This window comes from Propioniciclava sp. MC1595 (genome assembly GCF_017569205.1).
In the GTDB taxonomy this organism is placed as follows: Bacteria; Actinomycetota; Actinomycetes; order Propionibacteriales; family Propionibacteriaceae; genus Propioniciclava.
Genome location: NZ_CP071870.1, coordinates 1,015,862 through 1,038,233, shown reverse-complemented (window position 1 = coordinate 1,038,233; position 22,372 = coordinate 1,015,862). Strand labels below are relative to the sequence as shown.

The 22,372-nt window shown below is 70.2% G+C and carries 17 protein-coding genes; 11 read left to right on the top strand and 6 right to left on the bottom strand.

The window, feature by feature from the left end; genetic code table 11:
* Nucleotides 1–6: 6 nt before the first annotated feature.
* The 6 genes from J4N02_RS04900 to J4N02_RS04875 all read right to left on the bottom strand — a co-directional run bounded on the left by J4N02_RS04900 (nt 7) and on the right by J4N02_RS04875 (nt 11,347).
* Nucleotides 7–1,773, bottom strand: a complete 1,767-nt coding sequence (locus J4N02_RS04900) for a VanW family protein (protein WP_188332604.1) — start codon at nt 1,771–1,773, stop codon at nt 7–9.
* Between the two features lie 145 nt (nt 1,774–1,918).
* Complete coding sequence (tkt, locus tag J4N02_RS04895; protein ID WP_188332603.1) at nt 1,919–3,988, bottom strand: transketolase; 2,070 nt, start codon at nt 3,986–3,988, stop codon at nt 1,919–1,921.
* 133 nt (nt 3,989–4,121) lie between these two features.
* Nucleotides 4,122–5,468, bottom strand: a complete 1,347-nt coding sequence (locus tag J4N02_RS04890; RefSeq protein WP_188332602.1) for an MFS transporter — start codon at nt 5,466–5,468, stop codon at nt 4,122–4,124.
* Nucleotides 5,469–5,666: 198 nt separating this feature from the next.
* Nucleotides 5,667–6,683, bottom strand: a complete 1,017-nt coding sequence (locus J4N02_RS04885; RefSeq protein ID WP_208091133.1) for a hypothetical protein — start codon at nt 6,681–6,683, stop codon at nt 5,667–5,669.
* A 178-nt stretch (nt 6,684–6,861) separates the two neighbouring features.
* Nucleotides 6,862–9,534: a pullulanase-type alpha-1,6-glucosidase gene (pulA, locus tag J4N02_RS04880; RefSeq protein ID WP_188332601.1), complete on the bottom strand. Its 2,673-nt coding sequence runs from the start codon at nt 9,532–9,534 to the stop codon at nt 6,862–6,864.
* Nucleotides 9,535–9,544: 10 nt separating this feature from the next.
* The gene (locus tag J4N02_RS04875) at nt 9,545–11,347 is read right to left on the bottom strand and encodes an ABC transporter ATP-binding protein (protein ID WP_188332600.1); all 1,803 of its coding nucleotides are present in this window, start codon (nt 11,345–11,347) and stop codon (nt 9,545–9,547) included.
* Nucleotides 11,348–11,399: 52 nt separating this feature from the next.
* Between J4N02_RS04875 and J4N02_RS04870 the strand changes: the two genes are divergently transcribed.
* The 11 genes from J4N02_RS04870 (at nt 11,400) to J4N02_RS04820 (ending at nt 22,268) form a co-directional block, all read left to right on the top strand.
* On the top strand, nt 11,400–11,822 hold the full coding sequence (locus J4N02_RS04870; protein ID WP_188332599.1) for a MarR family winged helix-turn-helix transcriptional regulator: 423 nt from the start codon (nt 11,400–11,402) through the stop codon (nt 11,820–11,822).
* 128 nt (nt 11,823–11,950) lie between these two features.
* Nucleotides 11,951–12,595 (top strand): hypothetical protein, encoded by a 645-nt coding sequence (locus tag J4N02_RS04865; RefSeq protein ID WP_188332598.1) that lies wholly within the window; start codon nt 11,951–11,953, stop codon nt 12,593–12,595.
* Nucleotides 12,596–13,085: 490 nt separating this feature from the next.
* Nucleotides 13,086–14,090, top strand: coding sequence for a metal ABC transporter substrate-binding protein (locus J4N02_RS04860; RefSeq protein ID WP_208091132.1), 1,005 nt, complete (start codon nt 13,086–13,088; stop codon nt 14,088–14,090).
* Nucleotides 14,091–14,101: 11 nt separating this feature from the next.
* Nucleotides 14,102–14,953, top strand: coding sequence for a metal ABC transporter permease (locus J4N02_RS04855; protein ID WP_188332597.1), 852 nt, complete (start codon nt 14,102–14,104; stop codon nt 14,951–14,953).
* Nucleotides 14,950–15,756, top strand: coding sequence for a metal ABC transporter ATP-binding protein (locus tag J4N02_RS04850; protein WP_208091131.1), 807 nt, complete (start codon nt 14,950–14,952; stop codon nt 15,754–15,756). Before J4N02_RS04855 ends, J4N02_RS04850 begins: the two co-directional genes overlap by 4 nt.
* Nucleotides 15,757–15,801: 45 nt before the next feature.
* Nucleotides 15,802–16,746 carry a hypothetical protein gene (locus J4N02_RS04845; protein WP_188332596.1) on the top strand — a complete coding sequence of 315 codons (945 nt, stop codon included), beginning with the start codon at nt 15,802–15,804 and terminating at the stop codon, nt 16,744–16,746.
* A 9-nt stretch (nt 16,747–16,755) separates the two neighbouring features.
* Nucleotides 16,756–18,012, top strand: a complete 1,257-nt coding sequence (locus J4N02_RS04840; RefSeq protein WP_188332595.1) for a sensor histidine kinase — start codon at nt 16,756–16,758, stop codon at nt 18,010–18,012.
* Nucleotides 18,009–18,695: a response regulator transcription factor gene (locus J4N02_RS04835; RefSeq protein ID WP_188332594.1), complete on the top strand. Its 687-nt coding sequence runs from the start codon at nt 18,009–18,011 to the stop codon at nt 18,693–18,695. Before J4N02_RS04840 ends, J4N02_RS04835 begins: the two co-directional genes overlap by 4 nt.
* Before the next feature lie 224 nt (nt 18,696–18,919).
* Nucleotides 18,920–19,867: a hypothetical protein gene (locus J4N02_RS04830; protein WP_188332593.1), complete on the top strand. Its 948-nt coding sequence runs from the start codon at nt 18,920–18,922 to the stop codon at nt 19,865–19,867.
* A 156-nt stretch (nt 19,868–20,023) separates the two neighbouring features.
* A complete protein-coding gene (locus tag J4N02_RS04825; RefSeq protein ID WP_188332592.1) occupies nt 20,024–20,911 on the top strand; it encodes a ribonuclease HI family protein in 888 nt (295 codons plus the stop codon).
* An 85-nt stretch (nt 20,912–20,996) separates the two neighbouring features.
* On the top strand, nt 20,997–22,268 hold the full coding sequence (locus tag J4N02_RS04820) for a citrate synthase (protein WP_188332591.1): 1,272 nt from the start codon (nt 20,997–20,999) through the stop codon (nt 22,266–22,268).
* Nucleotides 22,269–22,372: the final 104 nt, after the last annotated feature.

Here is a 22,372-nt window from a genome sequence, read left to right as displayed (position 1 = left end):
CCCGCGTCAGCGCTCGATGCGGTCGCGCTTGGCGTTCGGGTTGGTGCACTCCACCGGGGTGAGCGTGTTGTACGTCCACTTGAAGGGCTCGGTGCGGACCAGCTTGCCGTTCTGGAAGAACTGGCGGTTGTAGGTCACGGTGAAGCCCCGCATGGCGCTCTGGGGGCTGCAGATCGCGGAGTCGTCCTTGATGGCGGGGCCCGGGTCCTTGAAGTTGCTCTGGACCGGGTTCGTCGCCTTGACGTCGTACTTCTTGGTCGACCACACGCGCACGGTGATCGAACCCTGCGCACCCTGCTTGGGGTTGTTGGTGAAGGCCTGCATCAGGACGCCGTACTCGGTGTCGTTCCTGAACTTCATGTCGACCGAGTTGTAGTCGAGCGTCGCCTCACGCCCCATCGGGTAGCGGCTGAAGTACAGCGAGTGGGGCTTGTGGTAGATGTCCTCCAGCCCGGCGAAGAACATGGCGTTGAAGGTCGTCGTGGTGGTCTGCGAGATGCCGCCGCCCATGCGCTCGACGACGCGGCCGCCGTCGATGGCACCGCCGGCCGCCCAGCCGCGCGCGAGCGTGCGGGGGCCGAGCACCTTGTTCATGTCGAAGACCTCACCGGGCTTGAGCAACACCCCGTTGATCAGGCGCGCCGACTTGCCGATGTTGGTGATGCGGTAGGCGGTGGCGGGGTAGTAGGTGGTGAACTCGCCGGTGATCTCCTTGACGCCGAGCTTCTCGGCCATCTCGGTGGTGAACTTCGCCTTCTGCTGGGCGACGGTCACCGTGGCGGTGCGCTCGGACGGCTTGACCATCGCCTCCTGGACGACCTTCGCGAACTCCTCCTTGTCGACGCCCATGCCGTCGACGGACGGGATGATCTTGGGCTTGCCGCCCTCGAAGGTGAAGCTCGCGTCCTTCGGCTCGTCGAGGCCCAGGCCGGCGATCGACTTGGTCGCCTGCTCCAGCAGCACGTCCTGGTCGACGTTGACCTTGATCGAGCCGTCGGCCGGCTCGAAGGTGAGCGCCGGGGCGATCATCTCGGGCGTGACCTCGAAGGTCTTGTCACCCGCCGCGACGGTGATGGGGGCCGACAGGGCCGGGGTGGCGACGGTGTCGAGCGTCTCCTGCGCCTCGGCGGTGGTGATGTCGGGCTCGTTCTCCTCCACGACCGCGGTGACGTCGGTCTGGTGGAGGTAGGCCTCGGCCAGCGCTTCCTGCGTCGCCGCCGCGTCGAGCGTGCGCCCGTTGGCGCCCTCGGTGAGCGTGGGGGTGCCCTCGACCATCGCGAGCTCGGCGTTGACCGGCTCGGCGTTGACCAGCTGCGCCAGCTCGGACGCCGCGGCCGCCAGCTTCTCGTCGTCACGCGCCACCACGGCCGGGTGGTCGGTGCCGCCGGTGAGGTTATCCCAGATCACGCGCGGGTCGAACGACTTCCCGGTGGCCGCCTGACGGACCGAGCCCGCGGCGTCCACCCCCAGCCCGAGGTCGGCGGGGGCCTTGCTGATCGCGTGCTCGCCGGAGGTGAGCGTCATGGGGGCGTCGGCCTTGGCCGCCAGCTCCTGGACCAGCTTCGCCTCAGCGTCGGCCGGTGCCAGCCCGCCCACGGGGACGCCCTCGATGACGGTCTTCGGCGGCAGGGTCTCGCCCGCCATCGCGTAGCCGGCACCGTAGGCGCCGCCGGCCAGCAGCACGACCCCGCCGGCGATGATCGCGGCCAGGCGCCCGCCGCCCCGCCTGCGCGGTTCGACGGTGGGCAAGGGCTGGGTGGGGTGGTCGGTCATGCGGCTCCTGGTGCTGGCTTCCTCCGCGACATCGTAATTCAGCGGGCTGACAGTTCCGAATCGGTCGGGTCACAGGTTGGCAACGCCGCCACGCGCGAGGGGCGCCACCCCAGCGGGTGGCGCCCCTCGTGCAGTCGGTCGACGATCAGCCGATCAGGGCCTTCGCCTTCTCCACCGCGGCGTCGGCGGTGATGCCGAACTCCTTGAACAGCGTCTTGGCGTCGGCCGAGGCGCCGTAGTGGTCGATCCCGACGGCCTCGGTGTTGGCGCCCAGCAGGTCCTTCCAGCCGACCGGGGTGCCGGCCTCGATGACGACCTTCGGGACATCGGTGGGCAGCACCTCGGCCTGGTAGGCCTCGTCCTGCTCCTTGAACCACTCGACGCAGGGCAGCGAGACGACGCGGGCGGGGACGCCCTCGCCCTCGAGCTTCTCGGCCGCGGCGACGGCGAGCTCCAGCTCCGAGCCCGTGCCGACGAGGATGACCTTGGGCTCGGCCGAGGCCTCCTTCAGGACGTAGCCACCCTTGGCCACGCCGGACGCCGCGGCGAAGCCGGAGCCCTCGGAGCGGTCGAAGGTGGTCATGTTCTGACGGGAGAGGATCAGCGCAGACGGGTGGTCCTTGGTTCGCAGGATCTGCGCCCACGCCTGGGCGGTCTCGTTGGCGTCGCCCGGGCGGACGACGTTGAGGCCCGGCATGAGCCGCAGGCTCATCACGTGCTCCACCGGCTGGTGGGTGGGGCCGTCCTCGCCGACGCCGACGGAGTCGTGCGTCCACACGTACACCGGGTTGACGTGGCTCAGCGCGGCCAGGCGCGGCGGCGTCCGCATGTAGTCGGAGAACACCAGGAACGTGGCGCCGTAGGGCCGGGTCAGCCCGTCCATGGCCATCGCATTGATGATGTTGCCCATGGCGTGCTCGCGGATGCCGAAGTGCAGCGTCCGGCCGCCGGGGCGTCCGGTGAAGTCGTGGCTGCTGCGCTCCTCGGGGATGAAGGAGTCGACGCCCTTCATCGTGGTGTTGTTCGAGCCGGCGAGGTCGGCCGAGCCACCCCACAGCTCGGGCACCGCGGACGCCAGCGCGTTGAGCACCTGTCCGGACGCCGCGCGCGTGGCCAGCGAGCCGGGCTCGAAGACCGGGAGCGCCTCGTCGAGGCCCTCGGGGGCCTCTTTGGCCAGGATGCGGTCGAGCAGCTTGGCGCCGTCGGCGTTGGCCTCGCGCCACGCCTGGTAGCGGGGCTCCCACTCGGCCTTGGCCTCGGCGGCCCGGTCGGCGGCGTTCTGGCGGGTGTAGGCCACGACGGCGTCGTCGATCGCGAACGGGGTGTTCTCGAAGCCGAGCAGCTCCTTCATCGCGCCGATCTCGTCGCCGCCCAGCTTGGAGCCGTGGACACTGTGGTCACCGGCCTTGTTGGGCAGCGGCCAGCCGATGATCGTGGTGACCTTGATGAAGTGCGGCTTGTCCTTGACCGCGCGCGCCTTCTCGATGACGTCGTAGAGCTCGGCGACCTTCTCCTCGTACGTGGTGAAGCCGTTGGTGAAGTCGACGTGGTACGTGTCCCAGCCGTACGCGGCGTAGCGCGCCTGGACGTCCTCGGAGAACGCGATCTTGGTGTCGCCCTCGATCGAGATCCGGTTGTCGTCGTAGAACAGGAACAGGTTGCCCAGGTTCTGGGTGGCGGCCAGCGAGGACGCCTCGGACGCCACGCCCTCCTGCATGCAGCCGTCACCGGCGATGCAGTAGACGTCGTGATCGAAGACCGACTCGCCCGGGACGGCGCTCGGGTCGAGCATCTCGCGGACGCGGCGGGCGCTCATCGCGAAGCCGACCGCGTTGGCGACGCCGGCGCCCAGCGGGCCGGTGGTGCACTCGACGCCCTTGGTCCAGCCGAACTCGGGGTGGCCGGGGGTCTTGGAGTTCCACGTGCGCAGCGCCTGCAGGTCGGCCATCTCGAGGCCGTAGCCGGCCAGGAACAGCTGGGAGTACTGCGTGATCGAGCTGTGGCCCGCGGACAGGACGAAGCGGTCGCGGCCGAGCCAGCGGTCGTCGGCGGGGTCGCCCTTCATGACCTTCTGGTAGAGCAGGTAGGCCAGCGGGGCCAGAGAGATCGCGGTGCCTGGGTGGCCGTTGCCGACCTTCTCGACGGCATCCGCGGCCAGCACACGCGCGGTGTCGACCGCCTTGCGGTCGAGTTCGGTCCAGGTGAGTTCAGACATGGTCGAAGTATTCCTCCGGTCGGCGATCAGGCAAGCAAACTGCTTCGTTCGGAGCCTAGGGCACCGTGGCCGGGCGCGTGCCCGATGCGGCTGTAGTTGCCAAACCCGTTCGCCGAGGGCTCGGCGGAAGGGGTCAGGCGGCCAGCGCCGTTCCCCGCTGTTCGGGCAGCAGCAGCGCCGCACCCGCGGCGATGAGGAACGCGACGCCGAACACGCTGAACGGCAGCGCCACGCCGCCCACGGCGAGGAGGACCGGCACGAACCACGGCGAGGTCGTGATGATGGACGCGATACGCCCGAACCCGGCGGCCGCGCCGGTGCCGGTGCCCCGGACGCCGGTCGGGTAGAGCTCCGGGCCCACCGCGTACAGCGCACCCCAGGCGCCGAGATTGAAGAAGGACAGCATGCAGCCGAAGACGATGATGAGGGTCTCGGTGGGCGCGAAGCCGAACAGGCCCGCGGAGATCGCCGAGCCGAGCAGGAACACCGACAGGGTGATGCGGCGTCCCCACACCTCGATGAGCCAGGCGGCGACCGCGTAGCCGGGCAGCTGGGCCAGCGTGATGATCAGCGTGAAGCCGAAGCTGCGCACCAGCGGGAAGCCCCGCCCGACGAGGATGCTCGGGATCCAGATGAAGGCGCCGTAGTAGGACAGGTTGATGCAGAACCACACGATCCACAGGGCTGCGGTGCGGACGCGGTACTGCGGCGACCAGATGGACTCGGTCGCGGTGTTGGCGGACGCCCCCTGGTCCGGGCTGGGCACGGCGGGGACGTTCGCGGCCTCCTCGTAGATGCGGACGGCGGCCTCGGCCTCCTCGACGCGGCCCTGCTTCTCGAGGTAGCGGACCGACTCCGGCAGCCCGAAGCGGACGTACAGCGCGTACAGGGTCGGCACGATGCCCACGCCGAGGGCCCAACGCCAGCCGTCCTCGCTCACGGGGATGAGGAAGTAGCCGAGCAGTGCCGCCATGATCCAGCCGACGGCCCAGAAGGCCTCCAGGCCGACGATGACGCGTCCGCGGATCGCCTTGGGCGCGTACTCGCTGACGAGCGTGGACGCCACGGGCAGCTCGGCACCCAGGCCGAGGCCGACGAAGAAGCGCAGCGTGGCGAGGATCGCGACCGCCGCCATGATGCCGATGCCCTCGGGTCCCGGCACGAGGGCGGATGCCCCGGTTGCGATGCCGTACACGACCAGCGTCAGCGCGAACACGTTGCGGCGGCCGAACCGATCGGCGAGCCAGCCGCCGAGCGAGGCGCCGACGGCCATGCCGACAAAGCCGATCATGGCGATGTAGCCGAGCATGTCGGGGGCGAGGCCCCACTGGGCGCCGAGCGCGGCCATGACGAACGAGATGAGGCCGACGTCCATGGCGTCCAGGGCCCAGCCGACGCCGGACCCGACCAGCAACTTGCCGTGCTTGCGGGTGAACGGCAGCCGGTCCAGCCGCTGCGCGCGGGTCATCGTCTCAGCCATGGAAGGGCCCCCTCTGAGCTCGATCCCCTCACCGGTGAAGGGATTCCCGCTCAGAGTAGGGCTACCGGCCGCCCGGCACCACCTTGTTCTAGTACTCAGTACAAAATCGAGACCATCGAGTGCCGGCGCGCCCTGACCGCGGCTTTCGACCGACACTGGCGGAGTCCCGACACAACCGGCGTCGGTCGAAATCGTCGGTCACTGGGTGCTGGAGCGCCGGGCGGCCCGGCGGCGCCCTTCAACGAGGGCCCGCTCGACCTGATCCAGGAGGACCGACCGGCGTCCGGACAGCCGCAGACCCAGGACGGGCACCTGGAGATGGATCTCGTCGCCACCGCTGATGGCGAGGTCGTTGGCCCGCAGCGCGTCCTCGACCGGCGTCAGGCCGGCGTAGTGGTGCGCGCCGTGGATCTCCACGTGGACACCCTCGTCGTCCCAGAACACGTCGAGGTAGGCGCGCCCCCGGGGCCCCGTCCTGAGCACCTGGCGACTGGGCTCGGGCAGACCACGTGCGCGGCACATGCGGGCGAAGTCCAGTTCCCCCAACGACTCGGCGCCGTTGCAGATGTCCTCGATGACGACGTCCAGGAACTCGCGTCGCCCCGAGTAACCCACCCGCCGCCAGCGTTCGAGCAAGGCCCCCGGGGACACGAGTCGTTGCTGCACCGCCATGGCGAGGACGGTGGCCGCCTCCGCATCGGACACGGCCCACTGGGCCGCCCGGATCGCAGCCACTTCGGGGCGCGTCCGTCGCAGCGCCCCCACCGTCGGCGCCTGCTCCCGGAGGCGGTGGTGCCGGACCCCGGGAATCGGTCGCACCCGGGCGTTGTTGGGCACCGTCACGTCGATGTCTCGCCCACTCCACCCCTTGAGACCTGCCGCCAGCAGCGCGGTCGCACCGTCGAGGGCGGCGTGCCTCCCGGACTCCCACAGCGCGTGCCACCAGCGCGCGCGGCCGGCGAGTGCCTGACCGCGCACCGCGACGGTGTGTCGGCCGAGCCGATGCCAGGCGCCTCGCGCGACCTGGGCCTCGATCTGGCCGCGGGTGAGACCGGCCGCCAGCAGGATCGCGAGGGTGACCACTCCGTCGTAGGGGGCTGCGAGCTCCTCGGCCAGGAGCTCGCGTCTCTCCCGCTCGACCCGGCGCGCTTCGTCGCGGAGGGCCCGAGGGGATCGGCTTTCGCCGGCCTCGGGGAACGTGGGCGGTTGGTCCATGCCCGGAGGTTGGGCGGACGAGCGGGAGTTCGGTCACCCAAGCGGCGGCGTCCACAGGCTTGAGCCTGCGCACGCGGGGTATCCACACCGTCCGCTGACGCGCAGCGACTGCCGATTTCGACCGACAGCCGCGGCGTCCTGACTCGCATGGCGTCGGTCGAAAGCGCAAGGTCGCCGATCAGCGCGGCTCGACGAACACCGCCGTCGTCAGGCCGGGGACCGAGAACTGCCCGTCGTCGCAGCGGGACGCCCGGACGACCGGGTCGGCACCCTCGGCCAACACCGGGTGCAGCCGGCACGGACGACCGACCACGGGCGGCACCAGCTGGCGCACCGGCCACGGGTTGGCGTTGAACACGACGACCAGCGTGGCCCATCGTTCGTCGACCGGGACGCCGCGGGTGTCATCCAGCACCATCACGACCACGCCGGGCTGCTGGGCCCACGTGCCCGACACCGGGAAGATCACCTTGACGTGCACCTGCGCCGGGTCGGCCAGCCGGAACAGCGGGCTCGAAGCGCGCAGGCGCAGCAGGTCGAGGCACATCTCGTGCGACAGGCGCATGTCGGCCGCGGACGGCTTCAGCGCCGGGTCGACCAGGAGCGGGCGCATGTAGACCCACTTGTCGGCGTTGTCGGCGGCCGGGGGCAGGCCGGCGCCGAACCCGTTGTCGGAGAGGGTGAAGTCGAGGTAGTTGAACCAGTCCCCCGAGGTGTAGGAGTTGCGGTCCAGCGACTTCGATCGCAGGAAGTCGGTGCCCGCGTGCCACATCACCGGGCTCTGGCCGAGCGTGGCGACAGCCAGGGCGAGGGTGTTGGCGCGCACCCGCTGGGCCATCGGGGCGTCCACGGGCAGCTTGAGGGTCAGGGCGTCGAACAGGGTCTCGTTGTCGTGGGCGTCGACGTAGGTGATCACCTCGTCGGGCGCCTCGGCGTATCCGGCGGCGAGCACCCCCTTGTAGGGCACCTGGTCGCCCCGCACCGGACGCCGGGTCCGGGCGGACAGGAAGGTGAAGTCGCGCAGGTTGCCCGCCAGCCCGAGCTGGATGATGTCGGTGTAGCCGAGCAACCGGTCGCGCTGGGCGTCGGCGTCCCCGTTCGTTGCGGCCCCGTTGGGCGACCCGGCCAGCCCGGTCGCGAAGCCCTGCTTGCGCGGGTCATGGTCGAAGGGACCCCCGCCGCGCACGGCGTCGCGCAGCCGGTCGGAGAACGTGGCGATCTGGGTGCCCGCGAGCTGGCCCTGGGTGGCTTGGACGAAGCGGGCATTGCCGGCGACCTCGCCGAAGTCCCAGCCCTCGCCGTAGAGGGTGACCGCCCGGCCGTCGACGCCGTCGCGCTCGAGGGTGAGGGCGTCCAGTGCGGCGCGCACGGCGAGCATGTTGGCGCGCGAATGGTGGCCCATCAGGTCGAAGCGGAACCCGTCCACGTGGTAGTGCCGCACCCAGTGCACGACCGAGTCGACCATGAGCTTGCCGGCCATCGTGTGCTCGGTGGCGACGTTGGGGCAGCAGGTGGAGGTGGCGATGGCGCCGCGCTCGTCGCGGCGGTGGTAGTAGCCGGGGACGATGCGGTCCAGCACCGAGGTGCCGCCCTGCCCGGCCGCGTGGGTGTGGTTGTACACCTGGTCGAGCACGACCCGCAGCCCCATCGCGTGGAGGGCGCCGACCATGAGCCGCGCCTCGCGCACCCGGCCGCCGGCGTGGATGGCCGCCTCGCTGCACAGCGAACCCTCGGGCACCTGGTGGTGCCACGGGTCGTAGCCCCAGTTGAAGGCGGGACGCTCCCCCGCCGCGATGACGTGGGCCTGCTGCTCGTCGGAGTCGGGGGCCGCCGCCTTCAGCCGCTCCTCATCGGGCGCGGTGCGCCGGCAGGGGTCCTCCTCGACCGAGGAGTAGTCGAAGATCGGCAGGAGTTGCACCGAGGTGAGGCCCGCCGCGGCGAGGCGGCGCAGGTGGCGGGTGCCATCGCTGTCGACGGCGAAGGCCGCGAAGGTGCCGCGCAGCTCCTCGGGGACGGTCTTGTCGGCGCGCGAGAAGTCGCGGACGTGCAGTTCGTAGACCACCTGGTCGACCGGGTGGCGCAGCGGCGGGATCGGGGTGTCGGACCACAGGGCGGGCTTCAGCGCGGGGTCGTCGACGTCCAGCACCAGCGAGTGGGTCGAGTTGAGGGTCAGGCCGATCGAGTACGGGTCGGTGACGCGGTTCTCGACCACACGGCCGAAGCTGGGCGCGAACACGGTGACCGCGTACAGGTAGCGGGCGTCCTTCCAGTTCGCATGCCCGGTGGTGGACCAGGTGCCGTCGGCGTCCGCGGTCATGACGACCCGCTCGGGGGCGTCCTCGAGCGAGCGCCCCACCTCCCACAGCAGGAGCTCCACCTGGTGGGCCGTCGGGGCCCACACCCGCAGCACCGGCCGGCCGTCGACCCAGGTGACGCCCAGACTGGCCCGCACGGCGTCCGGGTACAGCTGGTCGAGCAGGGGCGCGAACTGGACGCCGCTGGCGTCGGCCAGCTGCCCGTTGGGGTGGCGGGCGGTGACCACGACCTGGCCGCGGAGGAGGTCGGGGAGCTCGGGCAGGTCGGGGACGGCGAGCGACACCGCCGCGTCGAGGTGCGGGTGCTCGTCGAGCAGTGGCGTGGGCAGCGACCCGGGCTGGACGCGGAGCGGCACCGTGGTCCAGGGGAGGGGCTCACGCCGGTCGGGGTCGATGCCGCCGTCGGGAGAGCAGTGCAGCGTCCAGTCGAGGGTGGCCGGGTCGGTGCCGGGCGGGAGCCCGTCGCTGGGCCACGCGATCGTGCGCGGCGCGACCCAGTGCCCGCGGGCGAGACCCAGGTCGATGGCCGTGTGCATGGCGTCCAGCCTACGACGCGAGGAGCGCGTACCTGCCCTCTGCGGCGAGAAGCTCCTCGTGGGTGCCGCGCTCGACGATGCGCCCACGCTCGAGGACGATGATCTCGTCGGCGTGCCGCACCGTGCTGAGGCGGTGCGCGATGGTGAAGGTCGTGCGCCCTTCGGCGAGGGTGTCGAGGGCGGCCTGGAACTCGCGCTCGGTCTCGGTGTCGAGGGCGCTGGTGGCCTCGTCGAGGACCAGGACCCGCGGGTCGGCCAGCAGGGTGCGGGCGACCGCGACGCGCTGGCGCTCACCGCCGGAGAAGCGGTGGCCGCGGGCGCCGACGATGGTGTCGAGGCCGTCCGGCAGGCGGCGCACCGTCTCCCCCACCTGGGCCGCGTCGAGGGCGAGCCAGAGGTCGGCGTCCGAGGCGTCGGGCTTGGCCTGCAGCAGGTTGTCACGGATCGAGGTGTGCGAGAGGTAGGTGTCCTGGGTGACGACGCCGATCGCGCCGGCGAGGTCGGCCGAGGACAGGTCGCGCAGGTCGACACCGTCGAGGGTGACGCGGCCTGCGGTCGGGTCGGCGAGGCGGACCAGCAGCGTGGCCAGCGTCGACTTGCCCGAGCCGGTCTCGCCGACGACCGCGATGGAGCGGCCGGGCGTGAGGTCGAGGTCGATGCCGTTGAGCACGTCGACCTCGCCATCGGGGTAGCGGTAGGAGACGCCCTCGAAGCGGACGTGGCCGGTGACCTGGTCCTTGGGCAGCGGGGTGGGGTTGGCGGGCTCCTTGACCTCGATCGGGAGGTCGAGGTAGCCGAAGATGCGGCTGAGGAGGGCCATCGAGCTGATCCACTGGGCGCCGACGTTGAGCAGGCCCATGATCGGGCGGAAGATCTGGCTCTGCAGCGCGGTGAACGCGACCACGGTGCCGATCGTGATGTTGCCGGTGATGGCCGGGAAGCCGGCGGCGAGGTAGATGAGCGCCGGGATGGCGGCGAAGATGATGCCCATCGTGGCCATGCGCCAGCGCCCGGCGAGCTGGCTCTGGACCTCGAGGTCGACCAGCTGGGACGAGGTGTCGGAGAACGCGTCGACCCGGGCCTGGGTGGCGCCGAGGGTCTTGGTGAGCATCGCGCCGTTGACGCTGAGGGCCTCGTCAACCTGCGCGTGGAGGTCGGCCATCGCGCGCTGCCGCTGGGTGGTGATCTCGCGGCGGACCAGCGCGACCTTGCGGGTCAGCGCGATCGCCGGCGGGAGCACGATGAGCGAGAGCAGGGAGAGGCGCCAGTCGAGGACGACCATGGCGACCGCCGTTCCGACGGCGGTGGTGAGGTTGGACGCGACCGACGTGGCGGTCGTCGTGATCACCGACTGCAGGCCGGCGATGTCGTTGATGAGGCGGGACTGGATCTCGCCGCCCCGGGTGCGCTTGAAGAAGCTGATGGACTGCTTCTGGATGTGGCTGAACACGTCGGTGCGCAGCGCGCTCATGACGCGCTGGCCCATCGTGGTGGCCAGCCAGGTCTGCACGACGCCGAGCACGGCGGTGAGGATCGCGACGGCGACCATGCCGCCGACGAGCCACACGAGCAGTTCGGTGTTGCGGTTCGGGAGTGCGTCGTCGATCACGGCGCGCAGCAGGAACGGCTGCGCGAGGCCGACGATGGACGCCGCGACGACCGCGGCGATGACGATGGCGAGAGCCCCCGCGTGGGGCTTGAAGAGTGCGGCCACCCTGGCCGCGGAGACGGGCGATTCGATGAGCTGGGCGCGGTCGCGCGGGTCGATCCGCTGCGGGCCACGCATGTCGGGTCCTCCGATCATGTCACTCATGGGCGCCTCCTTTCGATATACTGAGGTTACCTCATCAACACCGGAGGGTCCCGTGGATATTCCCGACACCGAGTTGGCTGACCTGATCCTGCGCGCGGCGCGGCGACTGCGGCGCGCGAACGCATCGGAGTTGACGGGGTTGCCGGTCAACCCGCACCAGGCGCGCGCGCTGCGCGTGATCGCGCGGCTCGAGCCAGTCCGGATGGCCGACTTGGCCGAGCGCCTGCACGTGGTCGCTCGCTCGGCGACCGACGTCGTCGAGTTCCTCGCCGCGGGCGGCTGGGTCGAGCGCTCCCCCGACCCTGGCGACCGGCGGGTGCGGCTCCTGTCCCTGACGGATGCCGGACGCCGATTGGCCGAACAAGTACAGGACGCCCGGTCCCGGGCCGCCAGCTCCACTTTGGGCGCCATCCCCGACACTGACCGGGCGACGGTCGTGGCCGCGCTCAGCGAGGCCGTTGATCCCACGTTCTGAGCCCAGACTGGCCGGCTTGCGGCAGGGAGCATCCATCCTGCTAGAGTGGCTTATAACGTCGATATGGGTCGGAGGACCATTCCAAACGTCGACGAAGACGAGAAGTTCCCCGAGGAGACCCGAACACCATGTCTGAACTCGCCAAGTCTGGCGTCTCTCGACGCACCCTGGCCAAGGGCGCCGCTTGGAGCCTCCCCGCTGTGGCCGTAGCCGCAGCCGCCCCTTCCGTTGCCGCCAGCGAGCCCGTCCCGGAAGCCGGCCTCCAAGGCTGGGTGAATGTCCAGAAGAACTGCTACCGGCTTATCAACGACACCCTTACGTGGGACTCGCAACCCGGCCTGCAGGGGCCTAACGATCCCTTCGTGCCGGAGACTTGGGGGCTCTGGGTGTACCACTCCCAGCCGAACTGGCAGTTCAGCGACGTGACCATCACCATAGGAATCCCCGTCTCGGGGGCGGTGACAGGAGGAGGCAACGGCTGGTCCTCCCCTACATCCGTGACCTCCCCTTGGTCGGGCTTCAACGCCTACACCACCCAATACACCGGCACGTGGACCCATCACAGCGACCCTGACGGCGATCCCGAGACCTACCCGGTCGCCTACACCAAGGTGGACGGGCGCCTACGCCTGACGGCATCCGGCAACTTCGACAATTGCGGTAATGCCAAGACGCTGCACCTGCGCCGGTGCGTGACCATCACGCGCCCCACGCCGCGCACCGGCGAACTGCCCGTCGAAACCATCTGTTTCACCCGCACCATCCAGCTGTGAGAATCGAGACGCCCCATGAGTGACACCACGCCCGAGGTTGACGAGACCACCACCGCCCCGAAGGACCAGCCCAGCGGTCAGGAGGCGCCCACCCCAGCGGTTGCCACTCCGCAGGACCCGCCTGGACGCGACACAGAGCCCACGACCAAGGCTTCTGAGGATCCCGTGGGCAATGCCCCAGAGAAGTCTGCGGCGGAGGCCCCTCAGGAGTCTGCAGACGGGGAACCCGCGGTGGAGTCCCACACCCACTCCCCCGAATCCGAGGATACCTCTCCCGACGCTGAGCACCCGGACGAGGTGACCTACTCGGTCTCCGCGCGGATGTGAGTCTTGGCTGGGCAATGAACGACCAGACCACGTCCGGCATCTCACGCCGCACGTTCTGGAACGCCAACGACAGTGAGCCCGCGAGGATTCGTCCCCGCGGGCTCTTGCGTTGCCCCGGCAACTCATTTGAGAATGGTTCTCACTATGCTCTAGAGTGCTCTGTGTGCGTTCAACCATTCTCGCTGTCCCGCTCCTGCTGACCATGGCCGCGTGCAGTCCCACTGCGGCGCCGGCGTCCAACACCTCGACCCCAGCGACTGACCAGGCCCCGGTCGCGATCGCGACCACCACCCAGCTCGGGTCGATCCTGGGCGACATCACGCAGTGCGTCGGCACCACTTCACGCACGCTGATGGGCCCCGGCGACGACCCCCACGACTTCTCGGTGAGCTCCCGCGACGTGGCCGACCTCACCAAGGCCAAGCTCGTCATCACCAACGGCCTGGGCCTCGAGCCCGGCCTGAAGGTCGCCCTCGACGGCGCCAAGGCCGACGGCGCGACGATCTTCGAGGTCGCTCCCCTGCTCGACCCGCTCAGCTATGCGTCCATCGAGGAGCACCAGGCCGAGCAGCACGCCGGCCACGACCATGCGGCTTCGACAAGCTCAGCCACCGGGCACGACGAATCCCACAGCCACGGCGAGTTCGACCCGCACGTCCACATGGACGTCCAGCGCATGGCCAAGGCTGCCACCGTCATCGGCGCCCAGCTAGCCAAGACCACCGGCGACGACAAGTACGCCACCTGCGGCACCAAGGTCGAGCAGAAGCTCCAGGAGACCGACAAGCAGGTCCGCGAGATCCTCGCCGAGATCCCCGCCGACAAGCGCGTGCTGGTCACCGACCACGAGGCTTACAACTACTTCGCCGAGGCGTACGACTTCGAGGTGGCCGGCGTCGTCATCCCGGGCGGCAGCACCGACGCCGAACCCAGCAGCCAAGAGCTGGCCGACCTCGTCGCTGTCGTCCGCGAGGACAAGGTCTCGGCGATCTTCTCCAACAACACCGTCAACCCGCGCCTGGTCGAGGCCGTCGCCAACGAGGCCGGCACCGACCTGAAGGTGGTCCAGCTGTTCGAGGGCTCCGTCGGCCCCGAGGGCTCGGGCGCCGAGACCTACGCCACGATGATGCTGACCAACGCGCAGCGCATCGCGGACGCCCTGAAGTAGGTTGTGACCTCGTGGATTGGTTCCTCGAGCCCTTTCTCCTGGGCTTCCAGCAACGCGCCCTCATCGGCGGTCTCGCCGCCGGGGTGATGAGCTCGGTCGTCGGCGTCTGGCTCGTCCTGCGCGGCATGAGCTTCTTCGGCGACGCCTTCGTGCACGGCGTCCTGCCCGGCATCGCGGCGGCGACGATCTTCGGCTTCAACCCCTACCTCGGCGCGGCCGTCGCCGCGATCGTGATGGTCGGCGGCATCGAGCTGATCCACCGCCAGACGGCGCTGAAGGAGGACACCGCCATCGGCCTGCTGTTCGTCGGCATGATGGCGCTGGGTGTCGCGATCATCAGCAAGTCGAGTTCGTACACGGGGTCGCTGACCAACATCCTGTTCGGCGACATCTTCGGCGTGAACGCCGAGACGCTCACCGCGATGGCCGTGCTCGGCACGCCAGTGCTCCTCGGCTCGCTGCTGCTCTACCGCCCGCTCCTCGCCCTGAGCTTCTCCCCCACCAAGGCCAAGACGCTCGGAATGAGCCCGCGCTTCACCCACGCGGCCCTCCTGGTGCTGATCGCCACGGCCGTGATCGCGAGCTTCCAGGCCGTCGGCACCCTACTGGTGTTCGCCCTGCTCGTCGGCCCGCCGGCCACGGCCGCGCTGGTCACGCGCACCATCCCGCAGATGTTCGTCACCTCGGTCGTTCTCGCGTCGTTCACCGTCTGGCTCGGGCTGGTCCTCAGCTACCACTGGGGCACCGCCGGCGCGGCCACCATCGCGCTCGTCGCCATCGCCCTGTTCTTCCTGGTCCTCACGGTCAGGCCGCTGTTCCGGAGCACCCTTCGACAAGCTCAGGGACCGGGGGCGACGAGGTGACCACCAACGGGATCATGGTCGAGGCGTCCGACCTCGTGCTGGGGTACGAGCGCAACATCGCGGTCAAGCACTCGAGCTTCACGGTCCCGCACCAGAAGGTGACGGCGATCATCGGCCCCAACGGGTCGGGCAAGTCGACGATCCTGAACGCGATCGCGGGCGTCATCGAGCCGCTGGCCGGCACGATCAGCGTGTTCGGGCGCAAGCCCGGCGGCCGCGGCAGTCAGGTGTCGTACGTGATGCAGTCGCTGGCGTTCCCCGAGGGGACGCCGATCACGGTCCGCGAGGCCGTCGGCATGGGCCTGTACCCCAAGCTGGGCTGGTTCGGACGCCCCAGCGCCGAGGACCGCTCCCGCGTGGCCCGCGCCATGGAGCGCCTCAAGGTCACCGACCTCGCCGACCGACACCTGGACGAGCTGTCCGGCGGTCAGCGGCAGCGGGTCTACGTCGCGCAGGGCATGACCCAGCCGCACGAGGCCCTGCTGCTGGACGAGCCGCTGACGGGCCTCGACATCCTGTCGGCGCGCACGATCGACGAGATCATCCACACCGAACGCGACCGCGGCCACGCGGTGGTGCTGACCACGCACGACCTCGACGAGGCACGCGCGGCCGACTGGGTGATCCTGATGAGCGGGCACGTGGTTGCGTACGGGCCGCCAGCCGAGGTACTTACGCGCCACAATCTCGAGACCGCCTACGGGCTGGGCTCGCTGCACGCAGCCGAGAGCGCCTTCATCGACGACCCGCACCTGGACATCGAGCACGGGCACGAACACGGAAGGCACCAGCACCCGCACTGAGTTAGGGTAGGGCCTGCCTACTACAACGAGTCGGAGTGCTTTGCCATGACGGTCCCCCGCTGGGTCACCCACCTGTTCCGTGCCGCTGGCCTGTTCACGCTGTTCGCCGTCATCGGGGGGTCTCTCGTCGCGGCCACCGAGTCCGGCTTCGAGTGCGGCAACTGGCCGGGCTGTGACGTCGACGCGATCCTGCCGGGCGGCGTGGTCAACGAGATCCTGTACCGCAACCCCTGGATCGAGATGACCCACCGCGTCTCGGCGATCCTCTCCGGGCCGCTCGCGCTCATCGCCGGCATCGTGGCACTCCGGATGCGCAACATCCACCCGCTGGCCAAGGTGCTGCCCTGGGTGACGGTCGTCGGCGCGTTCATCGCCGGCTTCGTCGGCCGCGGCATCGTGCTGGGCGAGGTCTACCCGACGTGGGTTGGGGCCCTCGACCTCGGTGCGGCACTGGTCGCGCTCGTGGCGATGACGACCGCGGCGATCCTCGTCGAGCGGACGCCCGCGCAGTGGTTCTCCTCGCGCGCCGGCCTGTTCGCCTGGGGCGCCGTCGGCACCCTTCTCGTCATGCACCTCACCAGCCTGTGGGCCGCCGGCCCCGGCTCCTACACCCGTGTCGTCAGCTGGCCGGTGTGGAACATCGTCCACGCCGACGCCCACGGCTCCTTCGCCGCCCAGATCGCGCGCTTCCCGATGCTGGTGCTCGCCGTCGTGCTGATCGTCCTGGCGGTCCGCGAGGCCCGCGCGCTCGGCGTCGTGGTCGAGGGTTACGTCGCCCTGGCCTTCGCCGCCGCCTGCCTGCTCTTCGGCGCGATCATCGGCTTCACCGGGACCGACACCCTCGGCGTCCCGCTCGCCATGTGCGCAGTGGGCGTGTTCTTCACCATAGTCCTGATCGCCGCCCGCTCCTCGGTGCTGGCCACCGCCCCCTCCCGCGGGATGAGCGCCACCACCCCGGCGTCTGAGGCAAGGGGTGGCGTCCGCCCCTAGTCTGGCCGGGTGACCGCCCGACCGAGCTTCCGGCTGCCCCGGCCGCGGCCGCTCGACTACGTGTGGGCGGCCCTGCTGGGGTTCCTGGTGCTGCTGGCGCCCGGCACCCTGTACATCGACGGGGCGGGGTCGACCGTCTCGACCTGGGCGATGTTCGGGTGGGGCCTGCTGTACGTGCTGCCGCTCCTGTGGCGCCGCGCCGACCCCGACCTCGCCACGCTGGCGCTGCTCCCGGCCCACCTGGTCCAGCTCGCCGTGGTGAACGCCCCCAACGCCGGCAACATCACCGTGCCCCTGATGATGTTCACGGTAGCCGCGCACGGACGCCTGAGGTACCGCCTGTGGTGGCTCGCGTTCGGCGGGTTCACCTCGCTCGTCGCCGCCGCCGACTGGACGTTCGGCTCCGCCTGGGAGCGCAACACCATGGGCACGGGGGGCGAGCCGGTCGCGTCCCTGATCGCGGTGTCGGTCGTCACCTTCCTCGGCCTCGCTTCGGTGGTCGCCGCGAGCTGGGCGCTCGGTGCGTTCGTCCGGGCGCGCAACGAGGCCCGCGCGGCCTCCCAGGACGCCGTGACGGCCCAGACCCTCCAGCACCAGCAGGCGATCCTCCTGGCCGCCACCCAGGAGCGCCAGCGCCTCGCCCGCGAGATGCACGACGTCGTGGCCCACTCGCTTGCGGTGATCGTCGTGCAGGCCGACGGCGGCGCCTATGCGGCGTCGATGGACGGCGACCCGGCCATGCGCCTCGCGACCGCCGAGAAGGCACTCGCCACAATCCGCTCGACCGCTTCCGACGCCCTGACCGAGACCCGGCGTCTCGTGGGTGTGCTCCGCTCGGACCAGGGCACCGAGCTCGCCCCGGCGTCCGGCCTCGGCGACATCTTCGGCCTCGTGCAGGGGCTGGCCGACGCCGGCCGCGACGTGCGCATGCAGGTGACCGGCGACCCGGCCCTGCGCCGCCACCTCTCCCCCGGCCTCGAGCTGGCCGTGTTCCGCATCGTGCAGGAGGCGCTGACCAACGCGGTCAAGCACGCCGGCGAGGACGCCTCCGTGCTCGTGCACCTCCACCACGCCCAGGCCGAGCTGATCGTCCAGGTGCGCGACACCGGCGTCGGCGCCGGACCCACCGACGGCCTCGGCCACGGCCTGGTCGGCATGCGCGAGCGCGTGTCGGCCTTCGGCGGAACCCTCTCCGCCGTCGACCACCCTGACGGCGGCTTCGTCGTCACCGCCCGAATCCCGACCCCGCAAGGAGCGATGTCATGACCGAACCGCAACCGATCCGCCTCGTGCTGGCCGACGACCAGGAACTGGTCCGCCTCGGGTTCCGCATGGTGCTCGACGCGCAGGCCGACATGACGGTCGTCGCCGAGGTCGGCAACGGGCAGGACGCCGTGCGCGCGGTCTCCGCGCCTGCCGGCTGCGACGTCGTGCTGATGGACATCCGCATGCCGATCATGGACGGCGTCGAGGCCACCCGCCGCATCGTCGCCTCGGGCGCCGCCGCGAAGGTGCTCGTGCTCACGACGTTCGACCTCGACGAGTACGTCTACTCGGCGCTGCAGGCGGGCGCCTCAGGGTTCCTGCTCAAGGACGCCGGTCCGGCCGAGCTGCTGGCCGGCATCCGTGCCGTGCACTCGGGTGAGGCCGTCGTGGCGCCTTCCGCGACCCGCCGCCTGCTGGAGCGCTTCGTGCCGATGATGCCCGGCGACGCCTCGACCGGGAAGTCGCCCGAGGAGCGCCTCGGCGTGCTCACCGAGCGCGAGCGCGAGGTGCTGACGCTCGTCGGCACCGGCCTGACGAACTCGGAGATCGCCCAGACGCTGTTCCTCGCCGAGGCGACCGTCAAGACCCACATCGGCCACATCCTGGCCAAGCTCGCCCTGCGCGACCGCGTCGGCATGGTGGTGTTCGCCTACGACACCGGCCTGGTTCGGCCCCAGCCGTAAGGCGTCCCGTGGGGCCCGCTCGTCGCCGGGCTCCTCGTCCTCGTCCTCCTCCGGAGTGCACTTCGAGGCGGCGTTTCTATCGCTGGGGCGATAGTTCTGTGAGCGCGAAGTGCACTCCCGGTGGCGGCGATCAACCTGTGGACGGATTCCCGGACCCGACGCAGGTTGTCCACAAGCCACGAACTCGCTGCACGAAATGGCCGCCTCCTGCCGACATTCCGGGCATGTCGAAGTTCACGTTCCCTGTCATCTTCGGTCAGCGAGGTCTGGCCACCACACAGCAACTGCTCGAGGCCGGGGCGTCCCTCTCCCAGCTGCAGCACCTCGTGCGCAGCGGCCGTCGCATCCTGCGCACCGTGTACTCCCCGCGCCCAGGTCCCCTCACGGGAGGCGACCTCCTCGTGGCGGCGTCCCTGTGGGCCGGCCCGCGCTCGGTTCTGACCGGGCTCCATGCACTACAGGTGCACGGATTCGCGTACGACCACGAGTTCCCCATCACGTCATTCCTGGTCCCGAACACCGCACGCGCCCGCGTCCGAGCGGGCGGGTTCGAGACAGTCCGGACCAAGCGTCTACCCGCGCCGGTCCTGCGCGACGACCTCCGCATAGCCCCCGTCGAACGGGCGCTGGCGGACGCCAACCGCCTGCGTCAGCTCTCCGACCGGCACCTCAGAGGCGTGGCCATGGCCATCCTGCAGAACCGGCGCACCAGTGCGGATCGGCTCGCCAGCGAGATCGAGTACGGACGCCCCAACGCCACGGGTGGCATGGTCGAGGCGGTGGTGGACTTCCGTCGGGGGTCGTGGTCCGTCGCCGAGGCTGAGTTGGCGGTCCTCGTCCGCGAGCACCCGGACCTGCCCCGCATGGTGCAGAACCCGAGGCTGGTGACAGCCTGCGGCAAGAGGATCGGTACCCCCGACGGCTACTTCCCCGACGCCGGGGTCGTGGTGCAGGTGCACTCGCGGAAGTACCACGACGGATTCACCGACACGGGAGGGGACAAGTTCGCCTCCACCATGGAGAAGGACCTCGACTACCAGACCTTCGGGATCGTGGTCGTCCCGGTTGCGCCCACAACGCTTCGCGACACACCCGGGACCTTCATCGGGAAGCTCGCCTCAGTCGTTCTCCCGCGGCTCGGATGGCAATCGGATGACGTCCTGATCGCCTGAGATCCCGGGAAGGCTCGGACAGCACAGGCGGCACAGGCGGCACGGGGTGCCCCCGCGCCCGGGGGGGGTGTGCACTTCGCGCTCACAGAACTATCGCCCCAGCGATAGAAACGCCGCCTCGAAGTGCACCCCTGGGGGGTGGGGCAGAATGGCCGGGTGATCATTGCTGCCGCCGACGGGTCGTCGCTGTCCAACCCCGGTCCCGCCGGGTGGGCGTGGTTCATCGACGGCGACCGCTGGGCCGCCGGCGGCTGGAAGCACGGCACCAACAACATGGGCGAGCTCATGGCGGTGCTCGACCTCCTGCGCCAGACGAAGGGCGCCGAGGATGACCTGCTGGTCTTCTGCGACTCCCAGTACGTGATCAACTCCCTCACCAAGTGGATGCCCAACTGGAAGCGCCGTGGCTGGAAGAAGGCCGACGGCAAGCCGGTGCTCAACGTCGACCTGCTCAAGGAGCTCGACACCGAACTCGTCGGCCGCCGCATCACCTTCGAGTGGGTGAAGGGGCACGCCGGCCACGAGCTCAACGAGGCCGCTGACGCCCGAGCGCGGGCCGCCGCGGTGGCCTTCCAGAAGGGCCTGCCCGTCGACGAGGGCCCCGGCTTCTCCCCCGACGTCGTCCGGACGCCGACCCCCGATGTCTCCCCCGGCCCGGTCCGCGAGCCGGATCTCTTCGACGCCGCCCCGGACCCCGCCCCCGACGAGGACGAGCACCCCGTCGTCGCGCTGCAGCGCAGCTGGCTCTCGGACGCCGTGCGCTCCGACCGGTCCGCCGCCGAGGCGCTCCTCCACCCGCGGTTCATGGAGCACGACGTCAACGGCAGGGCGTCCGGGAAGGGCCGCACGCTAGCCACGCTCAAGCCCCACGAGGACCAGATCACCGTCGAGGTCGAGGGCATCGACGAGCTGGCCCCGTGGGTGGTGCAGCTGCGCTGGCGGGCGCGCTCGCGCAGCGCGGTCAGTCTGCGGAGTTCGATCTGGGTCAAGCACGACGACACGTGGCGGCTCCGGTTCGAGCAGCAGACGCCGACGGTCCGCTGAGAGGGCACGTCCGGACTCTGAGCGACCGGGTGACCACCGACTGAGCCACCCCCCGATGAGTCGCAGGCACCAATACGGTGACGCCATGTCCGACATGCTCAGGATCAGCAGCGGCGAGGCCGGGTTCGACCTCCCGATCACCGATGGCACCATCAAGGCGACCGACCTCAAGCAGGTCAGCACGTCCCAGGGCCCCCTGGCCACCTACGACCCGGGCTTCATGAACACCGCTGCCTGCCGCAGCTCGATCACCTACATCGACGGCGACGCCGGCATCCTCGAGTACCGGGGCTACCCGATCGACCAGCTGGCCGCGAGCGCGACGCACCTGGAGGTGGCCTACCTGCTGCTCAAGGGCGAGCTGCCCAACGCCGACCAGCTCGCCGCGTGGGAGCACACGGTCAACACCCACCGCTTCGTCCACGAGAACGTGGGCAACTTCATCCGCTCCTACCGCCACGACGCCCACCCGATGGCGAAGATGATGGCCGCGGTGGCGTCCATGCAGACCTTCTACCCCAGCTCGCGCCGCCTGGAGGACCCCGAGGCCCGCGAGATGAACATCGTCCGGCTCATCGCGAAGATCCCCACCATGGCCGCGTGGTCCTACCGGCACTCGATCGGCCGGCACTACGTCTACCCCAACGACGAACTCGGCTACGTCGACAACTTCCTGGCCATGCTGTTCCAGAGCCAACAGCGTGTCTACCAGGCCGACCCGCGGGTGTCGCGGGCGATGGAGATCCTGTTCATCCTGCACGCCGACCACGAGCAGAACTGCTCGACCAACGCCGTGCGCGCCGTGGCGTCGGCCGGCAACGACGTCTACACCTCGGCCGGCGCCGGCATCGGCGCCCTGTTCGGCCCGCTGCATGGCGGAGCCAACGAGGCCGTCCTGAAGATGCTGCGCGAGATCGGGTCGGTCGACCGGGTGCCCGAATTCGTCGAGGGCGTGAAGAACGGCAAGGCGCGCCTGATGGGCTTCGGGCACCGCGTCTACAAGAACTACGACCCGCGCGCCCGCATCATCAAGAAGGCCTGCGACGACGTGTTCGAGGTGACCGGGGTGAACCCGCTGCTCGAGATCGCCGTCGAGCTCGAGCGGATCGCCCTTGAGGACGAGTACTTCGTCAAGCGCCGCCTCTATCCCAACGTCGACTTCTACTCGGGGCTGATCTACGAGGCGCTGAAGTTCCCCCCGGAGATGTTCACCGTGCTGTTCGCGGTGCCCCGCACCGCCGGGTGGGCGGCCCAGTGGCTCGAAGGCGTCACCGACCCCGAGCAGAAGATCATGCGCCCCAAGCAGATCTACACCGGCCACCGCGAGCGCGACTTCGTTCCGGTCGACCAGCGCTGACCCGTGCCGTCGGGCTGCTACCAGGGCAGCCCGACGGTGGCGGACGCCACCCCAACCGCTGCACCCACGATCAGGGCTGGACCCATCGGGACGTCGGCCTTCAG